General features: G+C 65.1%; 12 protein-coding genes and 1 tRNA gene. 8 read left to right on the plus strand and 5 right to left on the minus strand.

The genetic code is table 11. The features are described from left to right. Positions 1-61 precede the first annotated feature (61 nt). Positions 62-1,069, plus strand: coding sequence for a 2-dehydropantoate 2-reductase (locus tag ACVIIV_RS09990; RefSeq protein WP_456744030.1), 1,008 nt, complete (start codon positions 62-64; stop codon positions 1,067-1,069). 376 nt (positions 1,070-1,445) lie between these two features. Here the strand turns inward: ACVIIV_RS09990 and ACVIIV_RS09995 are convergent, their stop codons facing one another. Further along, complete coding sequence (locus tag ACVIIV_RS09995; protein ID WP_456744031.1) at positions 1,446-2,069, minus strand: hypothetical protein; 624 nt, start codon at positions 2,067-2,069, stop codon at positions 1,446-1,448. 231 nt (positions 2,070-2,300) lie between these two features. Here ACVIIV_RS09995 and ACVIIV_RS10000 point away from each other — a divergent pair, with 231 nt between their 5' ends. Genes ACVIIV_RS10000 through ACVIIV_RS10015 form a run of 4 tightly spaced genes read left to right on the plus strand, consistent with a single transcriptional unit; the run spans position 2,301 to position 5,883 of the window. Beyond that, a complete protein-coding gene (locus tag ACVIIV_RS10000; RefSeq protein ID WP_456744032.1) occupies positions 2,301-3,818 on the plus strand; it encodes an AMP-binding protein in 1,518 nt (505 codons plus the stop codon). 26 nt (positions 3,819-3,844) lie between these two features. Next, on the plus strand, positions 3,845-4,483 hold the full coding sequence (locus ACVIIV_RS10005; RefSeq protein WP_456744033.1) for an RraA family protein: 639 nt from the start codon (positions 3,845-3,847) through the stop codon (positions 4,481-4,483). Positions 4,484-4,506: 23 nt separating this feature from the next. Beyond that, entirely contained in the window at positions 4,507-4,878 is a 372-nt protein-coding gene (locus tag ACVIIV_RS10010) for a cupin domain-containing protein (protein WP_456744034.1), read from the plus strand. Positions 4,879-4,926: 48 nt separating this feature from the next. Beyond that, positions 4,927-5,883 (plus strand): tripartite tricarboxylate transporter substrate-binding protein, encoded by a 957-nt coding sequence (locus ACVIIV_RS10015; protein WP_456744035.1) that lies wholly within the window; start codon positions 4,927-4,929, stop codon positions 5,881-5,883. Positions 5,884-5,893: 10 nt separating this feature from the next. Here ACVIIV_RS10015 and ACVIIV_RS10020 read toward each other — a convergent pair whose 3' ends face one another. Continuing rightward, the gene (locus ACVIIV_RS10020) at positions 5,894-6,253 is read right to left on the minus strand and encodes a VOC family protein (protein WP_456744036.1); all 360 of its coding nucleotides are present in this window, start codon (positions 6,251-6,253) and stop codon (positions 5,894-5,896) included. A 156-nt stretch (positions 6,254-6,409) separates the two neighbouring features. Between ACVIIV_RS10020 and ACVIIV_RS10025 the strand changes: the two genes are divergently transcribed. After that, positions 6,410-6,486, plus strand: a tRNA-Arg gene (locus tag ACVIIV_RS10025). A 178-nt stretch (positions 6,487-6,664) separates the two neighbouring features. After that, positions 6,665-7,804 carry an amidohydrolase/deacetylase family metallohydrolase gene (locus ACVIIV_RS10030; RefSeq protein ID WP_456744037.1) on the plus strand — a complete coding sequence of 380 codons (1,140 nt, stop codon included), beginning with the start codon at positions 6,665-6,667 and terminating at the stop codon, positions 7,802-7,804. Between the two features lie 43 nt (positions 7,805-7,847). Here ACVIIV_RS10030 and ACVIIV_RS10035 read toward each other — a convergent pair whose 3' ends face one another. Continuing rightward, positions 7,848-8,573 (minus strand): alpha/beta fold hydrolase, encoded by a 726-nt coding sequence (locus ACVIIV_RS10035; protein WP_456744038.1) that lies wholly within the window; start codon positions 8,571-8,573, stop codon positions 7,848-7,850. Positions 8,574-8,693: 120 nt separating this feature from the next. Between ACVIIV_RS10035 and ACVIIV_RS10040 the strand changes: the two genes are divergently transcribed. Beyond that, positions 8,694-9,674 carry a helix-turn-helix domain-containing protein gene (locus ACVIIV_RS10040; protein WP_456744039.1) on the plus strand — a complete coding sequence of 327 codons (981 nt, stop codon included), beginning with the start codon at positions 8,694-8,696 and terminating at the stop codon, positions 9,672-9,674. Positions 9,675-9,867: 193 nt separating this feature from the next. Here the strand turns inward: ACVIIV_RS10040 and ACVIIV_RS10045 are convergent, their stop codons facing one another. Both ACVIIV_RS10045 and ACVIIV_RS10050 read right to left on the minus strand, forming a co-directional pair. Further along, positions 9,868-11,013, minus strand: a complete 1,146-nt coding sequence (locus ACVIIV_RS10045) for an acyl-CoA dehydrogenase family protein (protein WP_456744040.1) — start codon at positions 11,011-11,013, stop codon at positions 9,868-9,870. 13 nt (positions 11,014-11,026) lie between these two features. After that, positions 11,027-11,854 (minus strand): SDR family NAD(P)-dependent oxidoreductase, encoded by an 828-nt coding sequence (locus ACVIIV_RS10050; RefSeq protein WP_456744041.1) that lies wholly within the window; start codon positions 11,852-11,854, stop codon positions 11,027-11,029. Positions 11,855-11,865: the final 11 nt, after the last annotated feature.

An 11,865-nucleotide genomic window follows, 5' to 3' on the forward strand; every position in this document is an offset into this window, starting at 1 on the left:
CGCGATTGGTTGCTGGCCGCGCCTCTGCTATCGAAGGCCGGTCGTTCAGGGAGCGAGCTCGGTGGTTACGGATCGACCGATCGTGGTGGCCGGCGCCGGCGCCATCGGCTGTTTCGTCGGCGGCATGCTGGCTGCTGCCGGTCGCCGCGTTGCGCTGCTGGTGCGGCCGCGGGTGAAGACCGAAATCGAACGGTTCGGCCTGCTTCTGACCGATTTCGATGGGTCGGAGAAGAAGTTAGGCGCGGGTCAGCTCGCGCTATCGGAGGATCCTGCGATCTTCCACAGCGCCAGCATCGTGCTGGTCACGGTGAAGAGCGCGGACACCGCCGCTGTCGCGGATCAGATTGCGCAGCATGCGCCTGAGGATGCCGTCATCGTTTCGCTCCAGAACGGCATCGGCAATGTCGCGGTGCTGCGCCAGCGGCTCGGCGGCCGCCGCGTGCTGGCTGGCATGGTGCCATTCAATGTGATCGCGATGGGAGATGGACGCTTCCATCGTTCCACCTCCGGCGACACTCATATCGGCGAGGATGCCGAGAACACGGCCGGGGCGCTCTCGGTGCCCGGCCTTGCGGTGCGCGCCAGCCGCGACATCACCGGCGTGCAATGGGGCAAGCTGATCATCAATTTGAACAATGCACTCAGCGCGCTGTCCGACATGCCGCTCGCCGCACAATTGGCGAACCGCGACTGGCGCAGATTGTTCGCCGACCAGATGGCAGAGGGGCTGGCCGCGCTGAAGGCTTCCGGCATCACGCCGGTCTCGGCGACGCCAATCCCCATGGCGTGGACGCCGACCTTGCTGCGGCTGCCGGACGCGATCTTCAACGCGATCCTGGGGCAGACGATGAAGATCGATCCCGAGGCGCGCTCCTCGATGTGGCAGGATCTGAAGCAGGGCCGCACGACCGAGATCGATTATCTCCAGGGTGCGGTGATAGCGCTTGCCGATCAGAACCATGTCGACGTGCCGCTGATGCGCCGCATTGTTGCGCTGATTAAGGAAGCCGAGACGGCCGGCAACGGCCCGCCGCGGCTGACGCCGCAGCAGATCCGCGGCGTGGCTTGAGTGTGAGGAGGGCCGCGATGAGGCGTGGTATGACGATCGGGCTTGCGCTGACCGCGTTCTGCGGCGCATCGACGCTTGTCTATGCAAGGCCGCCGACAGTCATGAACTCTCCCGGATATGACAGGCGATTGCAGGAGAGCAGGTCGCAGTTGGGTGGTTCGCCGACGGTAACGGCGCCTGCGACCGCCGTACCTGCAAAGCGCGCTAAGAAGAAGCGGTCGAATTGAGATGACGCCTACCGCCTTCACCAGGACGACAGTGCCGGGCGTGTCGCGACTGCATCAACATCGTCATTGCGAGCGCAGCGAAGCAATCCAGAATCCCTCCGCGGAAAGACTCTGGATTGCTTCGCTGCGCTCGCAATGACGGCTCTGGCTCACCCCTTCTTCGCGGGCTTGCTCGGCGTCGGGTTGAACAGCTTCTTCAGATCGTTCAAGCTTTCCGATAGCCGCGGCCATTCGCAGGAGAACGAGCCCTTGGTGCAGGGCGCGCTCTTTGGCTTCGCGCCTGCGGCCTGCTGGACCTTCGGCCGCTCGACCGGGATAGGCACGCGCTCGACTTCGGTTCGCAGCGCGATCTGCTGAAGCTGCTGCACCTGTTGCTCTTGCTGCTCGCGCTGCTGGCGGGCCATGGCCTGGGCCGCTTCATTGCTGCGGCGCTGATTGGCGAGATAGGCGGTGTAGGCTTCGTCGATCTTTTTCTGCTCCTCCGGCGTCGGATTGGGGCCGGCGATGTCGAAGGTGCGATCCTGGAGGAAGTCGTAATAGGAATAGCCGCCACCCGGCTTGCGGCGGCCGGCAAACTTGGCGTTGCAATCGGCAAGCGCGGCTGTCTTCTCGGTCTTGGTTGCGGCCTTCTCGGCGGCGTCAGCGCATTCCTCGAAATCGACCGGCGCACGTTTCCACCATTGCGCCACGGCATCCGTATGCGTCAGCAGGAAAAAGCCTGCTGCGGCAACGAGAAGCAGCGCTGCACGAGGCGATGTGACGACGGCCGACATTCTACGAGAGCATTCCTTGCAAAACTCAACCCGAACTGAGTCGAGTCGGATTTTTGCCCCTTTATCGCCGCCTTGTCACCCATGGAACTCTGGAATTTCATGGCTGGGATGCTGCCATTTTGTGCTTGACGTGGCGTAGGAGTCACAGCGCCCTGCCGGCAGGCTGTTACACTTGTGTTGCGAGCGCCTCACCCCCGCGGCGACGCCAAGAAAACGAAGTGGAAACGCCTGATGCTGCTGCCCCTGTCCGACGTGCCGCGCTGGTACGCTGAACGCAAACCACATGGCACGATCGCTCTCCGTCATGGGCAGGACACGCTGACATGGGACGAACTCGAGCGCGGCGCCAACCGGCGCGCGCGGGCGTTCGCGGCCAAGGGCGTCAAGCCCGGCGATTTCGTCGCGATCGGATTGCCCAACGGCAACGCGTTCTTCGAGACCTCTTTTGCGGTTTGGAAGTGCGGGGCGACGCCGACCTCGCTGTCATGGCGGCTGCCGCGCGGCGAAGCCGCCGCGGTGCTCGACATTTTGAAGCCTGCGCTGGTGGTCGGCGGTGAGGCCGACTGGAATGCGCCGAACCGTCTGGCTGCGGACTTCGTGCCGGAAGGTTTCTCGGACGAGCCGCTCAACCTGCCGGTGGCGCGCTACTGGAAGGCGATGACCTCAGGCGGCTCGACCGGGCGACCGAAGGTGATCCTCGATCACCATCCGGCGGTGACCGACACCGCGGCCGCGCCGCCGCTCAACATTCCCTTCGGCGTCTCGCTGCTCAATCCCGGCCCGCTCTACCACAATGCGCCGTTCATCGTGTCGCACTACGCACTGTTTGCGGGCGGGAAGCTCACGGGCCTGACCAAGTTCGACGCCGAGGAGACGCTGCGCCAGATCGAGCGTGAGCGCGTGCAATGGATCAATTTCGTGCCGACGATGATGCACCGGATCTGGGCGCTGCCGGAGAACGTGCGCAACTCTTACGACGTATCGAGCCTGCAAACAGTCTTCCACATGGCGGCACCGATGCCGCCCTGGCTGAAGGAGAACTGGATCGCCTGGCTCGGACCTGAGCGGATCTGGGAGCTCTATGGCGGCACCGAGCGCCAGGGCGCCTGCATCATATCAGGCACGGAATGGCTGACGCACAAGGGCTCGGTCGGCAGGATCGGCGACATGGCGAAGCTCCGCATCATCGGCGAGGACGGCAACGATGTCGCGCCGGGAGGGACCGGCGAGATCTACTTCCTCAACAATGACGGCCAGGACGCCACCTATCATTATCTCGGTGCCGAGCCGAAACGGCGCACTGACGGCTGGGAGTCGCTCGGCGATATCGGCCGGCTGGATGCGGAAGGCTATCTCTATCTCGGCGACCGCCTTGCGGACATGGTCTTGCGCGGCGGCGCCAACATCTATCCGGCCGAGGTCGAGGCCGCGGTCTCTGCCTGCCCCGGCGTGCGCTCCTGCGTCGTCGTGGGCTTGCCGGATCCGGACTTGGGCCAGCGCGTGCATGCCATCATCGAACCGGAGCCTGATGCGGACGGCCAGGCCATTGCTGACGGAATGGCGGATTTCCTCAAGGACCGGCTCAGCCGCTACAAGCATCCCGAGAGCTTCGAATTCGTCAGCGCCCCGCCGCGCGATGATTCTGGAAAAGTTCGCCGCACGCTGTTGCGCGATGAGCGCGCGGCGTGGATGAAGGAGGGGCGCGCCTTCCGGATTTTGCCGGCGAAGGCGCCGGCGCATGCCGAATAAGAAAATTCACGAAAGGCCTCTTTGACATGACGATCACGATCGCAGCGAACAGCGTGCCGAAGCCGCCCGCCGAGATCATCGCGGGCTTTCGCGGCGCGCCGACCTCGGTGATCTCAGACAATCTCGCCCGGCTGCCGGGCGCGGTGGGACTAAAACCCTATCATCGCGGCGGCAAGCTGGTGGGGACGGCCTTCACCGTGCGCACCCGGCCCGGCGACAATCTCGCGATCCACCGCGCGCTGGATCTGGTCGGGCCCGGCGACGTCATCGTGGTCGATGGCGGCGGCGACGAGACGCGGGCCCTGGTCGGCGAGATCATGAAGAACATCGCGCAATGGCGCAAAGCCGAGGGCTATGTCATCGACGGCGCGATCCGCGATGTCGCGGCCTTCGCCGCTGACGACTTCCCCTGCTACGCCCGCGCCGTGATCCACCGCGGCCCCTACAAGAACGGCCCCGGCGAGATCAACGTGCCGGTGACGATCGGCGGCAGCGTGATCTCGCCCGGCGACATCGTGGTCGGCGACGAGGACGGCGTGGTGTCGTTTCCCGCCGCCGGCGCCGCCACCCTGCTGGACGCGGTCCGTACCCAGGTCGCGCGCGAGGAGGAGACCATGAAGGCGATCCGCGAGGGCCGCTACCAGGGCTCCTACGGCAAAGCCTGATCAGAGAAGAACGGGAGGATGGCGTGAGCCAGAAGGACGAATTCCACAACATCGATAATCCTGACGACGGGCTGTTCCGCGAGCTTGCGGCGGGGGTGACCACGCGCATCTTCTCCGGCGAGCAGGCGATGCTGTCGGTGGTGACGCTGGCGCCGCATGCGCGGGGCACGCTGCATCATCACCCCGAGGAGCAATGGGGCGTGCTGCTCGATGGCTCCGCCATCCGCGTCCAGGGCGATGAGGAAATTGCCGTGAAGAAGGGCGATTTCTGGCGCACCCCGGGCAACGTGCCGCACACCATGCGCGCCGGCCCTGACGGCGCCCGCGTGCTGGACATTTTCAGTCCGCCTCGGCCAGAATACAAGAAAGCGGGGTCGGGCTTCGGCACGACCTAGCGCCAAAGAGCAAAAAGCCAGGCGCTGAAAGCAAAAAGGGAGGGGACCATGACGATCACACGACGCACGCTGCTGGCCGCACCGGCCATTCTCGCAATGGCGCCGGCGAGCGCGCAGGCCGGCAAGATCACGCTGGTGGTGCCGTTTCCACCGGGCGGCTCGACCGATGCGATGGCGCGGCTGTTGCAGGCCAGCCTGCAAACCAAGCTCGGTCGCATCGTCGTGGTCGAGAACAAATCAGGCGCGGCCGGCGCGCTCGGCGCGGCGCAGGTCGCCAAGAGCCCGGCGGACGGCACCTCGTTCCTGGTGACGTTCGATTCCCACGCGGTGATTCCGTCGATCCTTGACAAGCCGCCGGTCGATGTCGAGCGCGAGCTGATGCCGGTACTGCTGATCGGTACCGCGCCTTACGTGATCGCGGCCGGCGCCGGCCGTCCCTACAAGAGCTTTGCCGACGTGGTGGCGGCCTGCAAGGCGACGCCGGGCGCGGTGAAATATGCCTCCGTCGGCATCGGCACGCTCGGCCATCTCGCCATGACCGTGCTCGGCAGCAAGGCCGGCGTCGAGATTATGCACGTGCCCTATCGCGGCGGCGGGCCGGCCATGAACGACGTGCTCGGCGGCCATGTCGATCTCATCGCGGGATCGGCGGCGCTGGTCGCCGCCCAGCTCGGCACCAACATGCTGCGCCCGATCCTGCAGCTCGGCCGCGAGCGGCTGGCGGCCCTGCAGGACACGCCAACCGCGATCGAGGCCGGCTTTCCCGATTTCGAGACGCTGGCCTGGTGGGGTATCTTCGCGCCCACGGGCACGCCTCAGGATGTGGTCGCGGCGATGGCGACGGTGTCCAGGGAGATCCTGAGCGAGCCCGCAACCGCTGCCCAGCTCAAGAACACCCAGCACATGACGCTGCTGCTCCAGGAAGGCGCCACATTCAAAACCTTCTTCGACAAGCAGGTCGCGTATTGGGGCAAGGTGGTGAAGGACAACAATATCAGAGCGTAAGGCCGTCTGGTCATGCCGCACGCAAGGGGCGGCCGAAGCTAAGCTCATGGCCGTCGGGGTCGGTGAGATGGAAGTAGCGCTCGCCCCATTCGGCATCGCGCGGCGTGGTCGACGGCTGCCATCCCGCAGCGCGCGCCTGCTCATAGGTCGCGTCCACGTCGGCGACATGGAAGATGACGCGGCCCCACCACGACCAGCGCTTCTCGTCGGGCTGCGCCGTCAGGTTGAGATAGCCGCTGCCGGCGCGAAAGCTCGTGAAGGCCGCGGCTTCGCCGCCATACAACAGCTCGAACCCGAGCGAGCGGTAGAAGTGCACGGCGCGCGCCATGTCATGGGTGCCGAGCGTGATGGCGCTAATGCTCTCGATCATGTGGGCTGCTCCGCCAAGAGGGACTTCGCCAAGAGGGACCTGGGTGCATTGTACGGCCGCCTTGCTCAGCTTGCAGATGATCTGGCCCGCCTTGCGGCTGGCGAACCGCATCCTGCTCTGCTATGAGGGGCCGAACCCGCAACTTTCGGGTTCCGCGGTCCCGTAGCTCAGCCGGATAGAGCGACGGTTTCCTAAACCGTAGGTCGGAAGTTCGAGTCTTCCCGGGATCGCCAATCTTTATAGTCTCTTGCCAATATCTAGCTGTCGGAATCAAGCCGATTTCGCCGTGTCGGTCTACGTTACGGTTTGCCACGCCGTTCGGCGCGAAAATTGCTAGAAGCGAGCTGCTTCCTTCCTCGCTGGCCCGGCTGACATGCCCGCCACATCCCACTGTCCCATCCGGAGACGACAATGCCTTTCGACTTGATCCTGCGCGGGGGGCGGGTGATCGACCCGTCCCAGAAGCTCGACGCCGTGACCGACGTCGCCTTTGCCGGCGGCAAGGTCGCTGCGATCGGCAGCGGGCTCAAGGCGGACCCTGCGACAGAGGTGCGCGACGTCTCGCGGTACATCGTCACGCCGGGGCTGATCGATCTCCATACCCACGTTTATTGGGGCGGCACATCGCTCGGCATCGATGCCGAGGAATTCTGCCGCAGCTCCGGCGTCACCACCTCCGTCGACACCGGCAGCGCAGGTCCCGGTAACTTCGCCGGCTTCCGCAAGCACGTGATCGAGCCGAGCCAGGTTCGCATCCTCGCTTACTTGCACGTTTCCCATGCCGGCATCTTCGGCTTCTCGCATCGGATCATGGTCGGCGAGAGCGAAGAGCTGCGGCTGATGAATCCGATCGAAGCGGCCAAGGTGGCTGATGCCAATCGCGACCTCATCGTCGGCATCAAGGTGCGCGTCGGCTTGCATTCCTCGGGCACCTCGGGGGCGGTGCCACTCGACATCGCGCTCGAGGTCGCGAACGAGGTCGGCATGCCCCTGATGGCGCATATCGATCATCCACCGCCGAGCTATGAGGACGTGCTCGCCCGCCTGCGTCCCGGCGACGTGCTCACCCATGCGTTCCGCCCGTTCCCGAATACGCCGGCGACCGCGCAAGGCACCGTGAAGAAGGCGGTGCTGGACGCGCGCGAGCGCGGCGTGCTGTTCGACATCGGTCACGGCAAGGGTTCGTTCGCGTTCAAGACCGCGCGCGCCATGCTCGCAAACGGCTTCTATCCCGACACCATCTCCTCCGACATCCATCAGCTCTGCATCGACGGCCCGGCCTATGACCAGGTCACGACCATGTCGAAATTTTTGTGCATGGGCATGAAGCTCTCCGACGTCATCGCGGCGTCGACCGTGAACGCGGCGATGGCGCTGCGGCGCCCTGAGCTCGGCAGCCTCAAGCCGGGCAGCATCGGCGACGCGACGCTTGTTACGGTCAGGCAAGGCCAGTTCGACTATGAAGACGTCGTCGGCGAGCATTTGATCGGCGACCGCAAGATCGTGTCCGAAGGCGTCGTCATCGGTGGCCGGTGGTGGCATCCGAATTGAGACGGCGCTCACCGATCGTGAGCGTCGCCACGGGATTCGTCCATCAGTCGCGTCCCGCCTCCATGATCGCCCTGGCGAGGCGTGCCGGATCGGAGAAGCACAGCTCGTGGCTTCCCGCCACCTGCACCAGGCGGAACAGGCCGAGCTTCTCCGACAGACGCGGATGCCAGCCATAGCTGTGCGGCAGCGCGGTGTCTTCGGTGCAGTTGATGTAGGATTTGGCCAGCTGCATCTCGGCTGGATTGCTCTTGAGCGCAAGCTTGTCGGTGAAGGTCGCCAGCGGATGCGGATTGAGGACGTCATAAGCGCGCTGCGCCGTCTCCAGATCGGCATCGTTGATGAAGGCCTCGCGCCAGATCGGGAAGGGCAGCACCACCGAGCCGTCCCCGCGCTCGGCGGCGATCGCGTCGAACAGTCCGATATAGTGCGGCGGCACCATGTCGTTGAGGCACTCGCCATTGTTTGGCACGAAGGCATTCCAATAGACCAGGCGGCGGATGCGCTCGGGCGCGAGGTCGGCGACGCCGGTGATGATCATTCCGCCATAGGAATGGCCAAGCAGGATGACGTCCTTCAGATTGTTCTCGGCAAGGTAGTCGGCGATCGACTGGATCGCCTCCTTCAGCCCGGTCGTCTTGGGATCGCCCGGACGGTTGCCCTTGATGGTGGGGGTATGGACCTGATGACCGGCTGCGCGGATCGGCGCGGCGACCGGCTCGAACTCGGCACCGGTGTGCCAGGCGCCATGAACGAGAACGTAGTTCGACATGTTGTGGCTCCTCCCGAGGGTGTGGTTAGATTGGCGCAGCGTCGCCGCACGGCAAATGTGGACCGGCGCCCGATTTGCCGCTTGGCTGGAAGTGAACCGGATTGGTCTCGGAGTGAACCGATGCAGCAGATCGAGCGCGCCGTTCCGTCACGCCATTCGGCCTGGAATACAGTGGGCGTGCGGCCCAACGAGCAATTCGCCTATTATCGCGAGGCAATCTGCCAGGCTTTCATGAATCTGACGCCGGAGCCGGCGACCGGGGCCGGCTTTCCCGCCAGCGTCGAGCACGTCCGTCTCGGCGATGGCGCGATCAACCGCGTCAGCTTTCCCGAACATGTGGTGCGCCGTTCCGCGGCCGATATTGCGGCGTCCGATCGCAGTTGCTTCTATCTCAACCTGAAGCTGGCGGGCCGTTGCCGCATCCAGCAAGGGGGTCGCGAGATCAGCCTGTTACCCGGACAGGTCGGCATCTTCGACAGCGACCGGCAGTTCGCGCTGCTGCACGATCGTGGTCCACAGTTGCGCGTTGCCTCGTTCTGGGTGCCGGCGGAGGCCTTGCGCGAACGGCTGCCGGCTTCGTTCGACGTTCCTGCGGCACGCCTCTCGGACGATCCCTTCGTCGGCCATCTCATCGTCGAGACGGCGCGCACGCTGACCGATGGGGCGCTGCGCATGACCGAGGACGAGGGCGTGCGGCTGTTCCGGGCGCTGATCGAATTGGTTGCCGTGAGCCTGTCGCGAAGCAGCCGCGTGCACGTCGCAGAAGCCGAGAGCCTCGCCGATGCAACCACGCTGGCGGTGAAGCGTGCCATTCACCTGCGGCTCCGCCAGCCTGGTCTTGCGGTCGCAAACGTCGCCGGCGCCGTCGGCATCAGCGAGCGCTACGTGCATAAGCTGCTGGCGCGATCGGGCTCCAGCTTCACCGACTACGTCATCGACCATCGGCTCGACGGCGCGGCCAGGGATCTCAGGGATGCTGCGATGGCGGAGCGTGCGATCGGCGCCATCGCATTCGACTGGGGCTTCTCGGACCTCTCCCACTTCACGCGGCGCTTCAAGCAGCGTTTCGGCTGCCGGCCGCGCGACTGGCGCGCGCGGTGAGGGAGGCGCTGCTGCACCTCGCCCCGCTTGCGGGGAGAGGTCGGATCGCATCGCAAGATGCGATCCGGGTGAGGGGGACTCTCCGCGAATCCGTCTCTCACCATATTCGCGGAAGCAGCCCCTCACCCCAACCCTCTCCCCGTAAGAACGGGGCGAGGGAGCGCACCTAGCAAGTCGCCTCGGCAGCGCGCAGCTACAGCGACCTCGCGATCAGCAGCTTCATGATCTCGTTGGTGCCGCCATAGATCTTCTGGATGCGGGAATCGATGAAGATGCGCGAGATCGGGTATTCCTGCATGTAGCCGTAGCCGCCGAACAGCTGGAGGCATTCGTCGGCGGTCTCGACCTGCTTTTCCGAGCACCAATATTTCGCCATCGATGCCGTGACCGTGTCGAGGTCTTTTGCGACCAGGCGCTCGATGCACCAGTCGACGAAGACGCGCGCGATCATCGCCTCGGTCTTGCGCTCGGCGAGCTTGAAGGCGGTGTTCTGGAAATCCATCAGCGGCTTGCCGAAGGCTTTCCGCTCCTTGGTGTACTCGGCGGTGAGCTGGACCGCGCGCTCCATCGAGGCGACGGCGCCGACCGCGAGCGCGAGGCGTTCCTGCGGCAATTGCTGCATGAGCTGCACAAAACCCTGGCCTTCCTCCTTGCCGAGCAGGTTTTCCGGCGGCACGGTCACGTTGTCGAAGAACAGCTCCGACGTGTCGGAGGCATGCAGGCCGATCTTGTCGAGGTTGCGTCCGCGCTTGTAACCATCCGCGCCCGCGGTCTCGACCACGATCAGCGAAATGCCTTTCGCGCCGGCCTCGCCGGTGCGTGCGACCACGATGACGAGATCGGCGGCCTGGCCGTTGGTGATGAACGTCTTCTGGCCGTTGATGACGTAGGAATTGCCCTGCTTCTTCGCCGTGGTCTTGACGGCCTGGAGATCCGAGCCGGTGCCGGGTTCGGTCATGGCGATGGCGCCGACCATCTCGCCCGACGCCATCTTCGGCAGCCAGCGCTTCTTCTGCTCCTCCGAGCCGTAATTGAGGATGTAGTGCGCGACGATGGCGCTGTGCACGGAGACACCGGTCGTCAGCTCCGGCACCGTGCTCTCGAGATCGTCCAGCACGGCGGCGTCATAGGCGAAGGTCGCACCCAGCCCGCCATACTCCTCCGGCACGCTCGCCAGCAGCGCGCCCATCTCGCCGAGCCCGCGCCAGGCGAAGCGGTCGACCATCTTCTGCTCGCGCCATTTTTCGGCATGCGGCGCCAGGTCCTTGGCTAGATACTTTCGGAACTGGTCGCGGAACGTGTCCAGCTCCTCGGTCATCCACGATGATCGGTACTGCATCGGCGCCTCGCTTTCAGACAATCAGGCCGCCACCGGCGACGACCACCTGGCCGCTGATATAATTGGATTCCGGGCTGCAGAACAGATAGACGGCGTCCGCCGCCTCTTCCGGCGTGCCGCCGCGGCCGAGCGGGATCATGCGCGACATGGCTTCCAGCATGTGCGGCTGCACGCCGACCTTGATGTCGCGGCCGGCGACGTCGATGGTCTTCTGCTGCGCCTCGATCGGCTGGGTCAGACGGGTGTTGATGAGGCCGAAGGCGACGCAATTGACGTTGACCTTGTAGCGGCCCCACTCCTTGCACATGGTTCGGGTCAACCCGATCAGCGAAGCCTTGGCCGAGGAGTAGCTGGCCTGCCCGGCATTGCCGTAGAGGCCCGCGATAGAGGAGATGTTCACCACCTTGCGGAACACCTCGCGCCCTTCCTCAGCCTCCTTTCTGGCGAAGACGCGGATCGGCTCGGCGGCCGCGCGCAGGATCCGGAACGGGGCGACGAGATGAACGTCGAGCATGGCCTGAAACTGATCGTCCGTCATCTTCTGGATGGTGGAGTCCCAGGTGTAGCCGGCATTGTTGACGATGATGTCGAGCCCACCGAACTTGTCCAGCGCGGCGCCGACAAAGCGGTCGGCGAAGCCAGCTTCCGAGACACTTCCGTTCACGGCGGCGGCGTCGCCGCCCAGCGTCTTGATCTCCGCGACCACGGCGTTGCCGGGCTCGGCATCGAGGTCATTGACGACGACCCTGGCGCCTTCGCGCGCGAGCTTGAGTGCGATCGCGCGCCCGATGCCGCGGCCCGAGCCGGTCACGAGCGCGACCTTTCCCTGCAGTTTTGCCATTTGGATGAGTC

This window comes from Bradyrhizobium sp. USDA 4354 (assembly GCF_054060315.1).